This window comes from Allobosea sp. 05T438, from assembly GCF_056396025.1.
Window position 1 is genome coordinate 55,261 of the sequence record NZ_JBFTKQ010000015.1, and the last position, 19,042, is coordinate 74,302.

The 19,042-nt window shown below is 66.5% G+C and carries 15 protein-coding genes; 11 read left to right on the plus strand and 4 right to left on the minus strand.

The annotated features are described in order from the left end of the window. Positions 1-69: 69 nt before the first annotated feature. On the minus strand, positions 70-858 hold the full coding sequence (locus AC1DIN_RS23350) for a class II glutamine amidotransferase (RefSeq protein WP_476765634.1): 789 nt from the start codon (positions 856-858) through the stop codon (positions 70-72). 287 nt (positions 859-1,145) lie between these two features. Between AC1DIN_RS23350 and AC1DIN_RS23355 the strand changes: the two genes are divergently transcribed. From AC1DIN_RS23355 to AC1DIN_RS23365, 3 genes are all read left to right on the plus strand, one after another. Continuing rightward, positions 1,146-1,745, plus strand: a complete 600-nt coding sequence (locus AC1DIN_RS23355; protein ID WP_476765633.1) for a TRAP transporter small permease subunit — start codon at positions 1,146-1,148, stop codon at positions 1,743-1,745. 158 nt (positions 1,746-1,903) lie between these two features. Further along, positions 1,904-3,574, plus strand: a complete 1,671-nt coding sequence (locus AC1DIN_RS23360) for a TRAP transporter large permease (RefSeq protein WP_476765653.1) — start codon at positions 1,904-1,906, stop codon at positions 3,572-3,574. A 15-nt stretch (positions 3,575-3,589) separates the two neighbouring features. Then, positions 3,590-5,008, plus strand: a complete 1,419-nt coding sequence (locus AC1DIN_RS23365) for a sodium:proton antiporter (protein ID WP_476811488.1) — start codon at positions 3,590-3,592, stop codon at positions 5,006-5,008. Between the two features lie 172 nt (positions 5,009-5,180). Here the strand turns inward: AC1DIN_RS23365 and AC1DIN_RS23370 are convergent, their stop codons facing one another. The 3 genes from AC1DIN_RS23370 to AC1DIN_RS23380 form a co-directional block, all read right to left on the minus strand. Next, positions 5,181-6,191, minus strand: a complete 1,011-nt coding sequence (locus AC1DIN_RS23370) for an Lnb N-terminal periplasmic domain-containing protein (protein ID WP_441473079.1) — start codon at positions 6,189-6,191, stop codon at positions 5,181-5,183. 109 nt (positions 6,192-6,300) lie between these two features. Further along, complete coding sequence (locus AC1DIN_RS23375; protein WP_476765630.1) at positions 6,301-7,911, minus strand: phosphoenolpyruvate carboxykinase; 1,611 nt, start codon at positions 7,909-7,911, stop codon at positions 6,301-6,303. A 257-nt stretch (positions 7,912-8,168) separates the two neighbouring features. Further along, positions 8,169-8,930, minus strand: coding sequence for a HugZ family pyridoxamine 5'-phosphate oxidase (locus AC1DIN_RS23380; protein ID WP_441473077.1), 762 nt, complete (start codon positions 8,928-8,930; stop codon positions 8,169-8,171). Between the two features lie 142 nt (positions 8,931-9,072). On the opposite strand from AC1DIN_RS23380, the gene AC1DIN_RS23385 reads away from it, so the two are divergent. The 8 genes from AC1DIN_RS23385 (at position 9,073) to tsaE (ending at position 19,037) form a co-directional block, all read left to right on the plus strand. Further along, positions 9,073-9,774, plus strand: coding sequence for a response regulator transcription factor (locus tag AC1DIN_RS23385; protein ID WP_441473076.1), 702 nt, complete (start codon positions 9,073-9,075; stop codon positions 9,772-9,774). 69 nt (positions 9,775-9,843) lie between these two features. Further along, positions 9,844-11,643 (plus strand): stimulus-sensing domain-containing protein, encoded by a 1,800-nt coding sequence (locus tag AC1DIN_RS23390; protein WP_441473075.1) that lies wholly within the window; start codon positions 9,844-9,846, stop codon positions 11,641-11,643. Beyond that, positions 11,633-12,103, plus strand: coding sequence for an HPr kinase/phosphorylase (locus AC1DIN_RS23395; RefSeq protein ID WP_476811489.1), 471 nt, complete (start codon positions 11,633-11,635; stop codon positions 12,101-12,103). Before AC1DIN_RS23390 ends, AC1DIN_RS23395 begins: the two co-directional genes overlap by 11 nt. 109 nt (positions 12,104-12,212) lie before the next feature. Next, positions 12,213-12,614 carry a PTS sugar transporter subunit IIA gene (locus tag AC1DIN_RS23400; protein ID WP_149131162.1) on the plus strand — a complete coding sequence of 134 codons (402 nt, stop codon included), beginning with the start codon at positions 12,213-12,215 and terminating at the stop codon, positions 12,612-12,614. Between the two features lie 24 nt (positions 12,615-12,638). Then, the gene (locus AC1DIN_RS23405) at positions 12,639-12,953 is read left to right on the plus strand and encodes an HPr family phosphocarrier protein (protein ID WP_441473073.1); all 315 of its coding nucleotides are present in this window, start codon (positions 12,639-12,641) and stop codon (positions 12,951-12,953) included. Positions 12,954-13,211: 258 nt separating this feature from the next. After that, a complete protein-coding gene (gene ahcY / locus AC1DIN_RS23410; protein WP_441473072.1) occupies positions 13,212-14,606 on the plus strand; it encodes an adenosylhomocysteinase in 1,395 nt (464 codons plus the stop codon). A 460-nt stretch (positions 14,607-15,066) separates the two neighbouring features. Then, a complete protein-coding gene (locus AC1DIN_RS23415) occupies positions 15,067-17,484 on the plus strand; it encodes a sensor histidine kinase (protein WP_476811490.1) in 2,418 nt (805 codons plus the stop codon). Beyond that, positions 17,481-19,037 (plus strand): tRNA (adenosine(37)-N6)-threonylcarbamoyltransferase complex ATPase subunit type 1 TsaE, encoded by a 1,557-nt coding sequence (gene tsaE / locus AC1DIN_RS23420; RefSeq protein ID WP_476811491.1) that lies wholly within the window; start codon positions 17,481-17,483, stop codon positions 19,035-19,037. The genes AC1DIN_RS23415 and tsaE overlap by 4 nt, the downstream gene beginning before the upstream one ends. The last annotated feature ends 5 nt before the right edge of the window (positions 19,038-19,042 follow it).

A 19,042-nucleotide genomic window follows, 5' to 3' on the forward strand; every position in this document is an offset into this window, starting at 1 on the left:
TACGCCCGGAGAGGGGCCGCACACTACGGCCCCTTTTTCCCCCGCCTTGCCGGCGCCGCGCGCTGGGGGTCAGGCTGCCTGCCGCAACCCGACCAGGAAGGGCGAAAAGGTGACGTTGCCGGCCTGCACCGTGGCCAGCGTGTTGCAGGGCAGGGCCTGCCAGCATTCGCGGGCGGCGTCGACGGGTTCCGAGGCGACGACGACGCTGTCGGGCCGCGGACAGACATAGAGGCTCGGCGGCCTGGCGTCTGAAGACCAGCGGATCGCATGGATCGTTTCGCCGTCGGCGAGCGCGGCGGCGCAGCGTAGCGGCTCGCGGACACCTGTCCGTTCCATCAGGGAGAGCGCGTCGGAGAGGGCGGCGGCAAGCGCTTCGCCCGGTGCCATCCCTTCGGCCATATGGGCAAGGGCGAGCAGGAAGAGGGCTTCGGAATCGGTGGTGCCGGCGCGGGCGCCGTAGAGCGAATCCGGGATCAACGCCTCGAGCTGCCTGCGGATCAGTCCGTAGCCGCCGATCTGGCCGTTATGCATGAAGAGATAGCGGCCGTGGACGAAGGGGTGACAGTTGGCCCGCGTCGTCGCGGTGCCTGTCGCGGCCCGGACATGGGCGAAGAACAGATGCGAGCGCACCTGCCGGGCGATCGAGAGCAGGTTCTCGTCGGACCAGGCCGGGCGCACCTCGCGATAATGTCCCGGCTCGGCCCGCTCGCCATACCAGCCGACGCCGAAGCCGTCGCCGTTCGTGCCAGTCTTGGCCTCCTCGGCGTGAAGCGACTGGTGGATCAGCGAATGGCAGGGCGAGGCGACGAAATCCTCGAGAAAGACGGGGACGCCTGAATAGGCGAGGAAGCGACACATCTCGGCCTCGAATCAGCCGGTGGGGAATGATCACGGGGAATATTGTTCCCCGAAGATGAACGTGGACATAACGAATTTTCTCTGCGGGCGCATCCGGGCGGATGCTGCTCGCAATCTGCTGGCGCGAAATGCGAGGGCCGTGCACATCCATCTTTCGTCTAAGGGATGAGAACGGCATAGTCTTGCGTGTGGCGCAACGCTCCTATACCGATCCAGCGCGTAAACGGCGCACAATCAATGCCCGGACATGCGTATCCGGCGCGTAGCGCCTCGACGGGAGCGGGAATGTGAAGGGCCTCCTCGCCATCAGCCGGGTCATCGACGCGGTCAACGGCTTCATCGGCAGGAAAATCGCCTGGCTTATCCTCGCGGCCGTCATCGTCGCGACAGTCAATGCGATCGTCCGCAAGATCTTCAACGTCTCGTCGAATGCCTGGCTCGAGCTGCAATGGATGCTGTTCGGTGCGGTCTTCCTGATGTGCGCGTCATGGACGATGCAGGTGAAGGAGCACATCCGCATCGACATCGTGAACAGCATGCTGCCGAAGCGCGTCCGCCAGTGGATCGAGCTGCTCGGCCACGTGCTGTTCCTGATGCCGTTCTGCCTGCTGATCGTCTACCACTCCTGGCCGTTCTTCCTGCGTTCCTATGCCATCAACGAGCAGTCGCTCTCGGCCGGCGGCCTGCCGCAATGGCCCGCCAAGGGCCTCGTGGTGGTCGGCTTCGTGATGCTGAGTTTCCAGGGCGTCTCCGAGATAATCAAGCAGATCGCGATCATACGCGGAGACCTTGAGGATCAGGAGGCCGCCGCCGGCCATGCGGCCGCGGCCGAGGCGGAAGCCCAGCGCCTGCTCGACCAAGCCAAGGAACAGGGCCTCGCTTCGTGAGCGGCCCGCAAGAAGTCCGGAACGATCCCATGCACGCTCATCGCCTTCCGCGCGTCGCCGGCCTGCTGCTCGCGCTCACCGTCCTCGCCTTCTTCGGCCTCCACACCGGCGACGCCTTCGCGGCGGGCGGCGGCATCGGCGACTTCCTGCGCGTCAACATGGCGCCGGTGATGTTCGCGACGCTCGTGGTCTTCCTGCTGCTCGGCTATCCCGTCGCCTTCGCGCTCGCCGCCAACGGCCTGCTCTTCGCGCTGATCGGTATCGACCTCGGCATGTTCCAGGAGAACTTCCTGCAGGCCCTGCCGGAACGCATCTACGGCACGATGAACAACGACGTGCTGCTGGCGATCCCCTTCTTCACCTTCATGGGCCTGATTCTCGAGCGCTCCGGCATGGCGGAGGATCTGCTCGATACCATCGGCCAGCTCTTCGGCCCCGTCCGCGGCGGCCTCGCCTATGCGGTGATCTTCGTCGGCGCGCTGCTGGCGGCGACCACCGGTGTCGTCGCGGCGTCCGTGATCTCGATGGGCCTGATCTCGCTGCCGATCATGCTGCGCTATGGCTATGACCGGCGCCTCGCCTCGGGCGTCATCGCGGCATCGGGCACGCTGGCGCAGATCATCCCGCCCTCGCTCGTCCTGATCGTGCTCGCCGACCAGCTCGGCCGCTCGGTCGGCGATATGTATGAGGGCGCCTTCATCCCCGGCCTCGTCCTGGCGAGCCTCTATGCGGGTTACGTCTTCCTCGTCACCATCGTCTACCCGCAGCGCGCGCCGGGGCTGCCGCCGGAGGCACAGACGCTGCGCGATGCCGACGGCAAGACGCGGCGCTTCTCGCTGCTCGTCGTGACGATCATCGCCTTCGCCCTGTCCTATGCCTACATGAAGCTGTTCACGAAGGTGACGGCGGGTTCGGACTTCGTCGTGCTCACCATGTCGCTGATGGTGGGGGTCTCCTTCGTCATCGCGCTGATCAACAAGTTCCTGAAGCTCAACCTGCTGTCGCGGATGACCGAGCAGGTCATCTTCGTGATGGTGCCGCCGCTGGCGCTGATCTTCCTGGTGCTTGGCACGATCTTCATCGGCGTCGCCACGCCGACGGAAGGCGGCGCGATGGGTGCTGCCGGCGCGATCCTGCTCGCCTGGGGCAAGAAGCGGATGACCTTCGAGCTGCTCCGGCAGGCGACGGAATCGACCGCCAAGCTCTCGGCCTTCGTGCTCTTCATCCTGGTCGGCGCGCGGGTGTTCTCGCTGACCTTCTATGGCGTCAACGGCCATCTCTGGGTCGAGCACCTGCTGGTCGGCCTGCCCGGTGGCGCGACGGGCTTCCTGATCGTCGTCAACGTGATGGTCTTCCTGCTCGCCTTCTTCCTCGACTTCTTCGAGCTCGCCTTCATCATCGTGCCGTTGCTCGGACCGGCGGCGGACAAGCTCGGGATCGACCTGATCTGGTTCGGCGTCATCCTCGGCGTGAACATGCAGACCTCGTTCATGCACCCGCCCTTCGGCTTCGCGCTGTTCTTCCTGCGCTCGGTCGCGCCGAAGAACCCCTACAAGGATCGCGTCACCGGCAAGATGATGGCGCCCGTCACCACCGGCCAGATCTATTGGGGCGCGGTGCCCTTCGTGGTGATCCAGTGCATCATGGTCGCGCTCGTCGTGCTCTTCCCGCAGATGGTGATGCACTACAAGGCATCGGCCGTGCAGCTCGACCAGAAGGCGATCGACAAGCAGTTCGACTCGATCCAGATCCCGGGCCTGGGCGGGCCGGGCCTGCCCGGCGGATTCGACCTGAATGCGCCGCCGGTCATCGAGGCGCCGAAGCCCTGACGGCCGGTCTCTGAGATGATGCGGCGCGGGGGAGCATTGATCGCGGCGGTGCCGGCCATTCTGGCCGCTGGCCCGGCGCTGGCCGCCGGCGATATCGGCGGGGCAACGATGGGTGCCGGCTGGGCTTTGCCCTTCGCCGGCATGCTGCTCTCGATCGCGCTGGGTCCGGTGGTGTTCCCGCATCTCTGGGAGCGCCACTACGGCAAGTTCGCCGCCTTCTGGGCCGTGCTCACCTTGGCTCCGCTGGTGCTTCTCCGAGGGCTCGACCCGGCGCTCGCTGCGCTGCTTCACACGGCGCTGCTCGACTACATCCCTTTCATCATCCTGCTTTTCGCGCTCTTTACCATCGCCGGCGGCATCCTGATCAGCGGCAACCTGCGCGGTACGCCTCTGACCAACACCACCCTGCTGGCGATCGGCACGGTGCTCGCAAGCTTCGTCGGCACGACCGGCGCCTCGATCATCATGATCCGCCCGGTCCTGCGGGCGAATGACGACCGGCGCTTCAACGTCCATGTCGTCGTCTTCTTCATCTTCCTGGTCTCGAATATCGGCGGCTCGCTGACGCCGCTCGGCGACCCGCCGCTCTTCCTCGGCTTCCTGCGGGGTGTCGACTTCTTCTGGACCACGACGCATCTGCTGCCGGAGACAGGCTTTGCCGTCATCGCCCTGCTGGCGCTGTTCTATGCATTCGACAGCCTCCTCTTCCGCAAGGAGAAGGGCTACCCCACACTCAAGGACCCGACGCCGGACCGCGCCATCAAGCTCTGGGGCAAGGTCAACATCCTGCTGCTGGCGGGCGTGATCGGCGCGATCCTGATGTCGGCGAACTGGAAGCCGGGCACCGCCTTCACCGTGCACGGCGTCGCCGTCGAAGGGCAGAACCTGCTGCGCGACCTCATTCTGCTCGCCCTCGCCGGTCTCTCGCTCAAGCTCACGCCTGGCCCCGTCCGTGCCGGCAACGAATTCTCCTGGGGGCCGATCATGGAGGTCGCCAAACTCTTCGCCGGTATCTTCATCTGCATCATCCCGGTTCTGGCGATGCTGCAGGCGGGGCGGGAGGGCGCCTTCGCGCCGCTGGTCGCGCTGGTCTCCAACACCGACGGCAGCGCCAACACGACCGCCTATTTCTGGCTGACCGGCGCGCTCTCCTCCTTCCTCGACAACGCGCCGACCTATCTCGTCTTCTTCGAGCTCGCGGGCGGTGACCCCAAGGCACTGATGACGAACGGCGCGTCGGCGCTGGCCGCGATCTCGGCGGGCGCGGTCTTCATGGGGGCGAACAGCTATATCGGCAACGCACCGAACTTCATGGTCTATGCCATCGCCAAGGACCGGAAGGTCGCGATGCCCAGCTTCTTCGGCTACATGCTCTGGTCGGGCGCGATCCTGATCCCGCTCTTCGTGGTGCTGACCTTCCTGTTCTTCAGGTAGGGGCGCCGAGCCGATCCGTCATGGTCGGCCTGTGCCGACCGTCCACGTCTTCGTCGATACAGAGCGGTGATCAAGACGTGGATGCTCGCCACAAGAGCGAGCATGACGCTGAGAGCTTCAGGGCAGGGGGTAGGCCGGCCCGCGGGCTCGGGCCCGGTCATGACGCGCGGCCTCACGGCCGTCCGGTCGGAACGCCTTCCCTGATCTTTGCGGAGAAATCCGGGTCGTCGAGCGAGAGCGTGCGAGCGCGGTCGCCGATGCGGGCGAGCCGCACCAGTTCGTCCAGCGGGATGTCCTGCCGGATCGCGCCGATCTGCTGCAGATAGCCCGGCAGATAGCCGGAGAGCAGCACGCGCGGATCGAGCGGCAGTGAGAACTTCCAGCCGGGCGCGACGCTGCCGACGAGGTGGTAGACCACGGTCGTGCAGTTGGTCGTCAGGGTGTTGTACCAGCGCGGCCTGGCGGCGAGATCGTTGACGTCGGCGATGTAGGCGAGCAGCAGGTCGCGGGCCTGGCTGGCGGAGGCGCTGAGGCGGAAGAGCCTGGCATCCTCGCGCCGCGCATGGGTGCGCAGTCCGACGATGTCGCGCTCGTCGGCGGCGACATAGGCCATCTCGTAGCTGCGGAAGAAGCCGGCCAGGGCCGACCATTCCTCGCCCTTCTCGCGCCGAACCTCGATCGAGAAGGTCAGCGGCACGGAATCCGAGAAGGTGAAGCTGACCAGGAGATGCGCGATCGCCTCCCCCGACCAATAGGTCAGGAAGACGTCGGCGCCGCTGATCGCCGCGAGGTTGTATCGGCGCGTTTCCCAGCGCTGGTCGTAATCCTCCTCCGTGCGCCAACGGAAATGGCGCAGGTTGGAGACGGTGAGCACGTCGCCCTCGCGTGCGATCGTCGGCAGCCTCGCGAGCTCGGGAATCCAGTCGCGATCATGCGAGGGCTGGAAGCTGCTCCACCAGGAGAGCAGGCCGACGAAGACCATGGCAAAGCCGAGCGGCAGGCGCGCATCGCTCGTCCAGACGCCGATGAGGCCGGCCAATGCAGCGATGCCGAAGCCGATCGCGCCGACGATCGCGATCGCGCCCGTGAGCCGGAACAGCAGGAAGCCCGTGCCCCAGGTTGCGGCGCCGAGAATGACGAGGGTCAGGAGAAGCTTCAGCACAATCGAAAAGAGGCGGCCCATGGCCGCCTCTCGTAACCGATTTCTCGATCCGTCCCAAACGCAGTCATCCCGCATCGGCGCGACCGAAGCCGCTTGTCGGGGATGACAGGCGATGCAACGCCGGAAATTCTCAGGCCGCGAGCGAGTTCGTCGGGGCCGCCGCCTTCACGGCGTCGTCGACATGGGCCTCGAACTTGGCGAAGTTCTTGGCGAACATGCCGACGAGATCATTCGCGGTCTCGGCGAAGGCGGCTTTGTCGGCCCAGGTCTTCACCGGATAGAGGATGTGCGGCTCGACGCCGGGCACCGAGCTCGGCACCGCGAAGCCGAAATAGGGATCGCGGCGGAAATCGGCGCGGTTGAGCGAACCATCAAGCGCCGCCGAGAGCAGGCGGCGAGTGACGCGGATCGGCATGCGCCGGCCGGTGCCGTATTTGCCGCCGGTCCAGCCGGTGTTTACCAGCCAGCAGTCGACATGGTGCTTGGCGATGAAGTCGCGCAGCAGGTTGGCGTATTCCGAAGGGTGGCGCGGCAGGAAGGGCGAGCCGAAGCAGGTGGAGAACTCGGGCTCGACGCCGGTCAGGCCGCGCTCCGTGCCGGCGACCTTGGCGGTGTAGCCGGAGAGGAAGTGGTACATCGCCTCGGCCGGGGTCAGCTTGGCGATCGGCGGCATCACGCCGAAGGCGTCCGCTGTCAGCATGACGATGTTCTTCGGGATGCCGGCGCGGCCGGTGCGCGAGGCGTTGGGGATGAAATCGAGCGGGTAGGCCGAGCGGGTGTTCTCGGTCTTCGACTGGTCGTCGAAATCGACCTCCCGCGTCAGCGGGTCCATGACGATGTTCTCGAGCACCGTGCCGAAGCGTAGCGATGCCGCGTGGATCATCGGCTCGGCCTCGGCCGAGAGGCGGATCGTCTTGGCGTAGCAGCCGCCCTCGAAGTTGAAGATGCCTTCCTTCGACCAGCCATGCTCGTCGTCGCCGATCAGCGTGCGCTCGGGATCGGCCGAGAGGGTGGTTTTGCCGGTGCCGGAGAGGCCGAAGAAGATCGCGGAATCGTCCTTGGGGCCGACATTGGCCGAGCAGTGCATCGGCACGACGCCCTTGGTCGGCAGAACGTAGTTCAGATAGGTGAAGACCGACTTCTTCATCTCGCCGGCATAGGCCGAGCCGCCGATCAGCACGATCTTGCGGGTGAAGTCGATGGCGACGACGGTCTCGCTGCGGCAGCCATGGCGCGCCGGGTCGGCGCGGAAGCTCGGCAGGTCAACGATCGTCATCTCGGGTGCATAGCCGTCGATCTCGTCGCGCGGCGGGCGGATCAGCAGGTTGCGGATGAACAGCGAGTGCCAAGCCATCTCGGTGTAGACGCGGGCACGGACGCGGTGAACCGGGTCGGCGCCGCCATAGAGATCCTGCGCGAAGAGCTCCTTGCCTTCGGCATGGGCCAGGAAGTCGCCGAGCAGCGTCTCGAAATGCTCAGGCGACATCGCCTGGTTGTTGTCCCACCAGACCGTATTCTCGGTCAGCGCGTCGCGCACCGTGAACTTGTCCTTGGGCGAGCGGCCGGTGTGGGTGCCGGTATCGGCGCAGAGCGCGCCACCGCGCGCCAGCTGGGATTCGCCGCGGCGCAGCGACTCTTCGTAAAGCTGCGGCGCTTCCAGGTTCCAGCGCACGGCCTTGAGCTTGCGGAAGCCGAAGGCCTCGGCACCATGGGCGGCGTTGAACTGACCGATATTGTCCACTGAATTCCTCCGGAGGCTGGTCCCTGTCAGGGCAGCCTGTTGTCGAAACACATACGCACGGGCCGGTCGAAAGGTCCGGGCGTCGAGGCAAGGCACTTGGGCCACGCCCGGTCTTTACGGCCATGATCGCTCGGGCTCAAGTCATTGGAAATGCCCGGTCTCTTCGCGGCTTTCGCTAAATCGATTGAAATACGGTTGTGGTGAATCGGAGGACGGTGCCTTCGGAGCCTTGCCGGCCGCGGCTGCTGTCCAACGGGTCAGGCGGACTGCGCGCGCGCCTTTCCGGCGAGCTCGGCGAGGGTTCGGCGCAAGGCCGCAGGGCCGTCCACGGAGGCAGGGAAGGGCAGACGCAGCGCGGCGCTGCCGAGCGTCATGTCGAGCCCGTCGGGGTCGAGGCCGATCGCTCTCCAGTCACCCGCCTTGGCGCCGAGAAGCCGTGTCGCATAAAGGCCGAGCGCATCGGCATGGTCGGTGTTCATGTGTTCCACCGCCCCATCCTCGACATCGGCGAGGGCGGCGGCATGGGCCGGGTCGCTCATCAGATCGGCCGGCGTCGGTGCGAAGGCGCGCGCGAAGCCGCCATTGAGGCTGGCCCCCTCGATCGTCAGCGCGAAGAAGCCGAAATCGGGGAAGTCGGCATAGAGCGCGGATTTCGGCTGGCGTGCCAGATAGCGGCGGCGGATGCGCAGGCCCTCCTCCGTCTCGCGCTCGATCTTGCGGGCGCGGACCTTGAGCGTGATGCGCGCATGAGCGAGCGGATCGCCCTTGCCGCCGGGCGAGATCAGGAGCGAAGCGCGAGGATCGGCGATAAGGTTCGCCGTATGAGCGGCCAGGCCCGAGATCAGGATGATCGGCGTGCCGTTGATGTCGGTGGCGAGCCCGACCAGGCTGGCCGAGGGATGGCCATCGGGTCCAAGCGTGGCAAAAGCCGCCGAGCGGGCGCCGCGCAGCAATCCCTTGGCCTCGGTGCGTACGGCATCGTCCATCGGCTGGATCACGTCTTTGGGGTCCTTGGCCATGGAACCTCTCTCCGATTTCAGGCTTGTGATACGGGGACATAGGCAAATCGCCACGGCCCGGCTAGATTGCCGCCACGCTTTGGCCTCTCTCCCGCGAGAGGGGAACCCGTTTATTGCAACGAGACCAAGAGACGAAAGCCTTATGCCAACGATTGCGCTGGTCGATGACGACCGCAACATCCTGACGTCGGTTTCGATTGCTCTCGAAGCAGAGGGCTATCGCATCATGACCTATACGGACGGTGCCTCGGCCCTCGACGGGTTGAAGCAGAACCCGCCCGATCTCGCGATCTTCGATATCAAGATGCCGCGCATGGACGGCATGGAGCTGCTGCGCCGCCTGCGCCAGAAATCCGATCTGCCGGTCATCTTCCTGACCTCGAAGGACGAGGAGATCGACGAGCTCTTCGGCCTCAAGATGGGCGCGGACGACTTCATCCGGAAGCCGTTCTCGCAGCGGCTGCTGGTCGAGCGCGTCAAGGCGATCCTGCGCCGCGCCGGAACCAAGGACGTCACGGCCACCGCCCGTGCCGAGGACGCCAAGGCCCTGGAGCGGGGCCTGCTGCGCATGGATCCCGAGCGCCATACCTGCACCTGGAAGGGCGAGCCGGTGACGCTCACCGTCACCGAGTTCCTGATCCTGCAGTCGCTGGCCCAGCGCCCGGGTGTGGTGAAAAGCCGCAATGCGCTGATGGACGCCGCCTATGACGACGAGGTCTATGTCGATGACCGCACCATCGACAGCCACATCAAGCGCCTGCGCAAGAAGTTCAATCAGGTCGATCCCGAGTTCGACATGATCGAGACGCTCTACGGCGTGGGCTATCGTTTCAAGGAAGTCTGAGGCAGGAAGGCGGGACGCGCCGCCTCCGGCGCCCCCATCGTCTCCTGAGCGGAAAGTCAGCCGCAAGCCATGGCAACCGTCGACAACCAGGCCCGGCCGTCAAAGCCTGCCGCCGGCTGGCGCGGGGCATTGCGCCGCCGTGTCGGCCTCGTCTGGCGGCGTATGGGCCGCGCGATCTCGGCACGCGCTGCCTCGAGCCTGACGCGGCGCATCCTCGTCCTCAACCTCGGCGGCCTCGTGGCGCTGCTGCTCGGCTTCCTCTACCTCAACCAGTTCCGCGAGGGCCTGATCGAGGCCCGCGTGCAGAGCCTGCTCACTCAAGGCGAGATCATCGCCGGCGCGATCGCCTCTTCCGCCACGGTCGAGATCGATACGATCACCATCGATCCCGACAAGCTGCTGCAGCTCCAGGCCGGAGAGAGCGCCGGCATCGCCGAGGATCCGCTCGACTTCTCGATCAACCCCGAAAAGGTCGCGCCGCTGCTTCGCCGGCTGGTGACGCCGACCAAGACCCGCGCGCGGGTCTACGACAAGGACGGCCTGCTCACCCTCGACTCGCGCAGCCTCTATTCGCGCGGCGACGTGTTGCGCCTGGACCTGCCGCGCGTCGGTGAGCCCGACGAGCCGCCGCTCCTGGAGCGCACCTGGAACATGCTGCGCAATCGGCTCGGCAAGGCCGACGTGCCGACCTATGATGATTTCGAGAACGCCAACGGCAAGTCCTATCCCGAAGTCGCCCGCGCCCTCAGCGGCTCGCCGGCGAGCGTGGTGCGTGTCAACACGCGGGGACAGACCATCGTCTCCGTCGCGGTGCCGGTGCAGCGTTTCCGCACCGTGAAGGGCGCGCTGCTGCTCTCGACGCAGGGCGGCGACATCGATGCCGTCATCGCCGCCGAGCGTTTCGCCATCTTCCAGGTTTTCGCCGTCGCGGCCGGCGTGATGATCGTGCTGTCGGTCCTGCTCGCCGGCACCATCGCCGAGCCGATCCGCAAGCTCGCCGATGCCGCGCAGCGCGTGCGCAAGGGCGTGAAGTCGCGCGAGCAGATCCCGGATTTCAGCAGCCGGCACGACGAGATCGGCCATCTCTCCGGCACGCTGCGCGACATGACCAAGGCTCTCTACAGCCGCATCGAGGCGATCGAGAGCTTCGCGGCCGATGTCGCGCATGAGCTGAAGAACCCGCTGACGTCGCTGCGCAGCGCCGTCGAGACCTTGCCTCGCGCCAAGACCGAGGATTCGCGCTCGCGTCTGCTCGCGGTGATCCAGCACGACGTGCGTCGTCTCGACCGTCTGATTTCGGACATCTCGGACGCCTCGCGCCTCGATGCCGAACTCGCGCGCAACGATTCTGCGCCGGTCGATATCGGGCGGGTTCTGGAAGCTGTCGTGACGATCCAGAACGAGACCCGCCGGGAGGGCCAGGCCATGATCGAACTGGTGGCCGACCGCCGCAGCCAGCGCGCCGGCAACGATGCTTTCCTCGTGCTCGGCCACGACTCCCGGCTCGGCCAGGTCATGGTCAACCTCATCGACAACGCCCGCTCCTTCTCGCCGCCGGACAAGCCGGTGCGCGTCATGCTCTCGCGCGTCGCCAACGACGTGCTGGTCACCGTCGAGGACGAGGGGCCGGGCATCGAACCGCATGCGCTGGAGCGGATCTTCGAGCGCTTCTACACCGACCGTCCCAATGAGGGCTTCGGCCAGAATTCGGGCCTCGGCCTCTCGATCTCGCGCCAGATCGTCGAGGCGCATCGCGGCTCGATCCGGGCCGAGAACCGGCTGGGGCCTGTCGGACCGGACGGCGAAGCCTGCCGGATCGGCGCTCGCTTCATCGTCTGTCTGCCGGCGGCTTATTCGCATGCCGCCTGAGCCGAACGCAAAAGCGAGCGAGCGCATCCACGCCACCGCGATAGCGATCGGCGAGGCAGGCATCCTGCTGCGCGGCGCCTCCGGCAGCGGCAAGTCATCCCTCGCGCTGGCCCTTGTCGGCCTCGCCGAGCGCTCGGGTCGCTTTGCTCGACTGGTCGCCGACGATCGCGTCGCCTTGACGGCTGCTGGCGGTCGTCTGCTGGCCCGGCCCGTCGCACCGCTGGAAGGGGTTGTCGAGCGACGTGGCCTGGGCCTCACGCCCCAACCCTTCACCGGGGCCGCCGTCGTCCGTCTGCTCGTCGATCTGATCGGCGAAGAGCCGGCCCGGATGCCGGAGCCCGAGGAATTGGTCGATAATCTCGCGGGGTTGGACCTGCCGCGCCTGCGGATATTCGGCCGCGTCGGCGACGAACGGCTCGTCCTGACCGCCCTCGACTTATTCACAGAGCCCGAGTTGTAACCACGATTTTGACAAGTTTAACGGCTGACACCTTGCGATTGTCTCGCACCTGCCGCATAAACCGCGACCTTGTCCGGGCGCCGATGGGCGCTCTCCGGTGCTGGATTGAATGATCGGACTGGTCCTTGTGACTCATGGGCATCTGGCGACGGAATTCCGCGCCGCCCTCGAACACGTCGTCGGCCCCCAGGCGTATCTGGCGACGATCGCCATCGCTCCCGATGACGACATGGAAAGTCGCCGCCGCGACATCATCGCTGCTGTGGAGCAGGTCGAGAACGGCGATGGCGTCATCATCCTGACCGACATGTTCGGCGGGACCCCCTCCAACCTGGCGATTTCGGTGATGGAGCCCGGCCGCGTCGACGTGGTCGCCGGCATCAACCTGCCGATGCTGATCAAGCTCGCCAGCGTTCGCGAGGAGAAGACCCTCGACGAGGCCGTGACCAGCGCGCAGGATGCGGGCCGCAAGTACATCACCGTCGCCAGCCGCGTGTTGGCCGGCAAGTAAGCGCACGCGACCGGGGAGGGCGGCTTGGACGAGAATTGTGACTGCCCCGAGATCCAGGTTCCCGACGGCGCTCTCTACGGCGAGTTCGAGATCGTCAACAAAAAGGGTCTGCACGCCCGCGCCACGGCGAAATTCGTGCAATGCGCGGCCCGCTATGATGCCGACATCACGGTGAGCCGCTGTGGCGAAACCGTCGGCGCCACCTCGATCATGGGTGTGCTTACGCTCGGCGCCGGCATCGGCTCGACGATCACCATCGTCGCCAAGGGCGCCGAGGCCCAGCCCGCCCTCGATGCGCTGGCGGCCCTGATCGCCGACAGGTTCGGCGAAGGCGAGTAACCGGCTAGCGGGGCGGGGTCGGCATTCCCGTCATTGTGAGCGAAAGCGAAGGTGGCCGCCAAGGCCGCCCGTCATGGTCGTGCTTGTCCCGATCATCCACGTCAGTACCGGCCGAATGCGGTGTTCAGGACGTGGATGCCCCCCAAAGGGCAAGCATGACGACAACACATAAAGACATCTTTATATCTTTGATTGCCTTCCGTCCCGGTCGCTGCTAGAGAGCCGGCACGTTTCAGGTGCCAGGATTGGAGCTCCCCCGTGTCGGATTACATCGTCAAGGACATCAGCCTCGCGGATTACGGCCGCAAGGAAATCAACATGGCCCAGGACGAGATGCCGGGCCTCATGGCCATCCGCGCCGAGCACAAGGGCAAGGCCCCGCTCAAGGACGCGCGCATTGCCGGCTGCCTGCACATGACCATCCAGACGGCGGTGCTGATCGAGACACTGAAGGAACTCGGCGCCGATGTCCGCTGGTCCTCCTGCAACATCTTCTCGACCCAGGACCATGCCGCCGCCGCGATCGCCGCGACCGGCACCCCGGTCTTCGCCATCAAGGGCGAGACGCTGGAGGAGTACTGGGAGTACGTGCTGAAGACCGCCACCTGGGGCGACGGCGGCACGCCCAACATGATCCTCGACGATGGCGGCGACCTGACCATGCTGATCATCCTCGGCGCCGAGGCCGAGGCCGGCAATGCCGCCTTCCTCGACAAGCCGGGCAATGAGGAAGAGACGATCTTCTTCGCGCTGATCAAGCGCCAGCTCAAGGCCAACCCGGGCTGGTTCACCAAGACCCGCGCCGCGATCAAGGGCGTCTCCGAGGAGACCACCACCGGCGTCCACCGCCTCTATGAACTGGCCAAGGCGAGCCGCCTGCCGTTCCCGGCGATCAACGTCAACGACAGCGTCACCAAGTCGAAGTTCGACAACCTCTATGGCTGCCGCGAGTCGCTGGTCGATGCCATCCGCCGCGGCACCGACGTGATGATGTCGGGCAAGGTCGCGGTCGTCGCCGGCTATGGCGACGTCGGCAAGGGCTCGGCCGCCTCGCTGCGCCAGGCCGGCTGCCGCGTGCTCGTCACCGAGGTCGACCCGATCTGCGCCCTGCAGGCGGCGATGGAAGGTTACGAGGTCGTGACCATGGAAGATGCGGCGCCGCGCGGCGACATCTTCTGCACCGCCACCGGCAATCTCGACGTCATCACGGTCGACCATATGCGCGCGATGAAGCACCGCGCCATCGTCTGCAACATCGGCCACTTCGACTCGGAGATCCAGGTCGCGGGCCTGAAGAACTTCAAGTGGGACAACGTCAAGCCGCAGGTCGACGAGGTCGAGTTCCCCGACGGCAAGCGCATCATCCTGCTGTCGGAAGGCCGCCTCGTGAACCTCGGCAACGCCACGGGCCATCCGTCCTTCGTGATGTCCTGCTCGTTCTCGAACCAGACGCTCGCCCAGATCGAGCTCTGGAACCACCACGCGAAGTACGAGAACAAGGTCTACACCCTGCCGAAGCATCTCGACGAGAAGGTCGCCGCGCTGCATCTCGCCAAGGTCGGCGCCAAGCTGACCAAGCTCAACGACGCTCAGGCGAAATACATCGGCGTGTCGCAGGCCGGCCCGTTCAAGCCGGAGCACTACCGCTACTGACACGCGCCAACGCGCAATCTCTCGAAGGCCCGGCACCTGCCGGGCCTTTTTTTATCCCTGTGCCATTATGGAATCAGGCGGGGAGATACTACCAATTGTAGGTCGAGCTGATTTCGAATCTACTTCTTGATGTTTGGCTCTCGGTGAATCGGGCCGCCTGAAAATCTCACCATTTACCGGCGATTAAGCACTTCCTGACGGACTCCACGGATGATTACAGTGGGGGTGATTCGGGCTCCCCGCTATGGCGCGGAACGGATCAAAGCTCTGATGTGATTGGCGTGGTGGTGCGCGTGCATCGGCCTTCGAGACGGCGGTTTTCGCCGGCTCTCCAAGCCGATTCCGACGAGTGTGGCGGATATGGCGGCCGCGGCCGCCGCGAGAAGATGGGCGCAGAATGAGACGGTTGAGGCGACAGAGGCGAGCTGGGGACTGGGCTCCGCGCGCATTGCTGCCTGCTTTGACCGCTTCGATTGCTTCGGCCCCCGCCATCGCGCAGGATCAATGGCTGGTGCCGATGCGGCTCGATATCATGAGCACGGGCGCGCTTTCGCTCACTCTTACCGGGCTGACGGTCTTCGCCACGACGACCTCGCTCCTCTATGTGCGCGAACGCGCCCGCTGGCAGAAGCGCGAAGCCAAGCTGGCAGCCGATCTCGAAGCCGCGCGTAGCCATCAGGAGCGCCTTTCGATCCTCCTGGGAGCAGATCCGCAGGTCGTGGTCAGCTGGAACGGCCGCGACGCGCAGCCGGTCTTCGAGGGCGACAGCGGGTTTCTCGGCGCCCCCGGAGCTGCGCTCGCACTGGCCTATGGCAGCTGGGCCGCCCCCGCCGACGCCAAGCGGCTGGAGCTCGCGACCGATGCACTGAAGGAGCGCGGCGAGGCTTTCAATGTCACGCTGCGCAGCAAGGCCGGACCTTTCATCGACATCGAGGGCCGGCCCGTCGCCGGCCGGGCTGTGATCCGCTTCCGCGAGGTCACCGGCGAGCGGGCGCAGGTCATGACGCTGCGTGGAGAGCTGGAGCGTGTCACCGCGGATCATGCGGCGCTCGCCCATCTGCTCGCGGGCCTGCCGCACCCGGCCTGGATGCGCGATGCCGATGGGCGCCTGACATGGGTCAACGCCGCCTATGCGCGCGCCGTGGAGGCCAGCGATACGACGACCGCGGTGAAAGGCGGTCTCGAACTGCTCGACCGGGCCGAGCGCGAGGCGGCGACGCGGGCGCGGCGCGAAGGTCGCTCCTTTGCGGCGCGGGCGCCAGCGGTGGTCGCGGGCCAGCGCCGGACCTTGGACATCGTCGAGGTGCCGGCTGCGACGGGCTTTGCCGGGTTCGCCACGGATATGAGCGAGCTGGAAGCGGTGCGGGCCGATCTTCAGCGCCAGATGGATGCCCATGTCCGCACGCTCGACCGGCTGAAGACGGCGGTCGCGGTCTTCGACGGCTCGCAGCGCCTCGTCTATCGCAATTCCGGCTTCGACACGCTCTGGTCGCTGGACGCCGGCTTCCTCGACGGGCTGCCGACCGATGGCGAAATCCTCGACCGGCTCCGGGCCGAACGGCGCCTGCCTGAGCTCGGCGACTACCGCAGCTGGAAGGCGGCGGCCCAGGCTGCCTACACCGCAACGCGCGCGAGCGAAGACTGGTGGTATCTGCCGGACGGGCGCACCATCCATGTCGTCGCCAGCCCCAATCCGCAGGGCGGTGTCACCTATCTCTACGATGACGTGACCGAGCGCTTCACCCTCGAATCGCGCTTCAACGCGCTCTCCCGCACCCAGCGCGAGACGCTGGATTCGTTGCGCGAGGGCGTTGCCGTGTTCGGCTCCGACGGGCGGCTCAAGCTCTCCAACCCCGCCTTCGCCCAATCCTGGCGCATTCAGGGCGGCGACCTCGCCGCCAGCGCCCCGCATATCGACGAGGTCATCCGGCTGTGCCGGCCGCTCTTCCCGCAGGACGAGGTCTGGAGCGAGCTTCACAGCGTCGTCACCGGCGTGCGCGATGCGCGCGAGGATTACCGCAGCCGGATGGAGCGGCGCGACGGCACCGTGCTCGACATGGCGGCCGCGCCGCTGCCGGACGGCGCGACGCTGATCTCCTTCGCCGACGTCACCGCCAGCGTGAATGTCGAGCGAGCCCTGACCGAGAAGAACGAGGCGCTGGAGAAGGTCTCGCGGCTGCGCGAGGATTTCGTCCACCATGTCTCCTACGAGCTTCGTTCGCCGCTCACCAACATCATCGGCTTCGCTCAGCTGCTCGGCACCGAGACGGTCGGCCCGCTCAATGAGAAGCAGCGCGACTATGCCTCGCATATCGTGCGCTCCTCCGGCGCCCTGCTCGCGATCATCAACGACATTCTCGACCTCGCCACCATCGACAACGGCGCGCTGACGCTCGACATCCAGGATGTCGATGTCGCCGACACCATCGCCCAGGCCGCGGCGGGGCTGCATGACCGGCTGACCGACAGCAGGCTCGAGCTCAAGGTCGATATCGATCCGCGCACCGGGCCGCTGCGGGCGGACGGCAAGCGCCTGCGGCAGGTGCTGTTCAACCTGCTCTCCAACGCGATCGGCTTCTCCTCGCCCGGCCAGACCGTGACCGTGAGCGCGACGCGGCAGGGCAGCGACCTCCGCATCACCGTGGCCGATCACGGCCGCGGCATTCCTGCGGAGGTCATGGAAAAGGTTTTCGAGCGCTTCGAGAGCCATTCCCTCGGCTCAAGCCATCGCGGCGTCGGCCTTGGATTGTCGATCGTCCGCTCTATCGTCGAATTGCACGGCGGCCATGTCGAGCTCGATTCCGCGCCGGGCCGCGGCACGAAGGTCTCCGCCGTGTTCCCCGCGCAGGGCATGCCGCTCTCGGACGCCGCTGAATGACGGAAGAAGCCCGCAAGGCCGGCCTGCACCGGCTCATGCTGGTGGACGAGGCGGCGACGCTGCGCCTCGCCGCCGACATCGCCGCCATCCTGAAGCCGGGCGACATCGTCGCGCTTTCCGGCCATCTCGGCTCCGGCAAGTCGCTGCTGGCGCGCGCTATCCTGCGCGAGCTTGCGGACGACCCCGCGCTGGAGGCGCCGAGCCCGACCTTCACCCTGGTCCAGAGCTACGACACCCGGCGCGGCACTGTGCTGCACGCCGATCTCTACCGCGTGCGCTCGCCGGACGAGCTCGACGATATCGGCCTGATCGAGGATGTCGAACGGCTGATCACGCTGGTCGAGTGGCCGGACCGCGCCGGGACGCGCCTGCCGGCGGGGCGCAGGCTCGATATCGTGCTCGATGTCGACCCCGACAGTCCCGAGACCGGCCGCATTGCCGATCTCTCCGGCGGCGTGCTCTGGAAGCAGCGGCTCGCCATCGCCGTTGCCTCGCGCCGCCTGCTCGACGCCTCCGGCTGGGGCGGAGCGCGCCGCGACTTCATGCTCGGCGACGCATCGACGCGCGCCTATGAACGGCTGACGCAGCCGACCGGCGAGACGGCGGTCCTGATGATCTCGCCGCCGCGGCCGGACGGCCCGCCGATCCGCCTCGGCAAGCCCTACAGCACGCTGGCTCACCTTGCCGAGAACGTCGAGGCCTTCGTCGCGATGGATCGCGGCCTGCGCTCGCTGGGCTATTCGGCGCCGGAAATCCTCGCCGAGGATCTGACCACCGGCCTGCTCGTCATCGAGGATCTCGGCAACGAGGGCGTGATCGACGCCGAGCGTCGGCCGATCGCCGAACGCTATGAGTCGGCGGCCAGGCTGCTCGCCGACCTCCACCGTCACACCCTGCCGTCGATTCTGCCGGTGGGCGAGGGGCGCGACCATGCGATTCCCGAATACGACCGGCAGGCGCTGGCGATCGAGACAGAGCTGATCCTGGAATGGTATGCGCCGCATATCGCGGGCGTGACCCTGCCGGCGGTGACGCAGGCGGAATTCGCCCGCATCTGGAACAGGCTCCTCGACGAGATCCTCGCCCAGCCCGGCACCTGGACGCTGCGCGATTTCCATTCGCCGAACCTGATCTGGCTGGAGAAGCGGGAGGGCCATGCCAAGCTCGGCCTGATCGACTTCCAGGATGCGGTGCTCGGCCACCCGGCCTATGACCTGGCGTCGCTCGGCCAGGATGCGCGCATCGATGTGCCGGCCTCGCTGGAGCTGAGGCTGCTCGCCGCCTATGGTGCGGCGAGGCGCGCTGATGCGCCCGATTTCGATCTTGCCGATTTCGCCCGCGCCTATGCGATCCTCGGCGCCCAGCGCAATACCAAGATCGCCGGCATCTTCGCCCGGCTCGACAAGCGCGACGGCAAGCCCGACTACCTCAAGCACCTGCCGCGCATCGAGGCCTATCTGCGCCGCAACCTCGAACACCCCGCCCTCGAAGAGCTGAAGGGCTGGTACCAGGCCCATATGCCCAAGCTGTTCGAGACGGACGCCGCGGGCTAGTCTGA

Coding starts and splice junctions, on each gene's coding strand:
- AC1DIN_RS23400 (WP_149131162.1), top strand. CDS start 12,213: ATGATCGGACTGGTCCTTGTGACTCATGGGCATCTGGCGACGGAATTC.
- AC1DIN_RS23350 (WP_476765634.1), bottom strand. CDS start 858: ATGTGTCGCTTCCTCGCCTATTCAGGCGTCCCCGTCTTTCTCGAGGAT.
- AC1DIN_RS23390 (WP_441473075.1), top strand. CDS start 9,844: ATGGCAACCGTCGACAACCAGGCCCGGCCGTCAAAGCCTGCCGCCGGC.
- AC1DIN_RS23395 (WP_476811489.1), top strand. CDS start 11,633: ATGCCGCCTGAGCCGAACGCAAAAGCGAGCGAGCGCATCCACGCCACC.
- AC1DIN_RS23365 (WP_476811488.1), top strand. CDS start 3,590: ATGATGCGGCGCGGGGGAGCATTGATCGCGGCGGTGCCGGCCATTCTG.
- AC1DIN_RS23385 (WP_441473076.1), top strand. CDS start 9,073: ATGCCAACGATTGCGCTGGTCGATGACGACCGCAACATCCTGACGTCG.
- AC1DIN_RS23380 (WP_441473077.1), bottom strand. CDS start 8,930: ATGGCCAAGGACCCCAAAGACGTGATCCAGCCGATGGACGATGCCGTA.
- tsaE (WP_476811491.1), top strand. CDS start 17,481: ATGACGGAAGAAGCCCGCAAGGCCGGCCTGCACCGGCTCATGCTGGTG.
- AC1DIN_RS23360 (WP_476765653.1), top strand. CDS start 1,904: ATGGCGCCGGTGATGTTCGCGACGCTCGTGGTCTTCCTGCTGCTCGGC.
- AC1DIN_RS23370 (WP_441473079.1), bottom strand. CDS start 6,191: ATGGGCCGCCTCTTTTCGATTGTGCTGAAGCTTCTCCTGACCCTCGTC.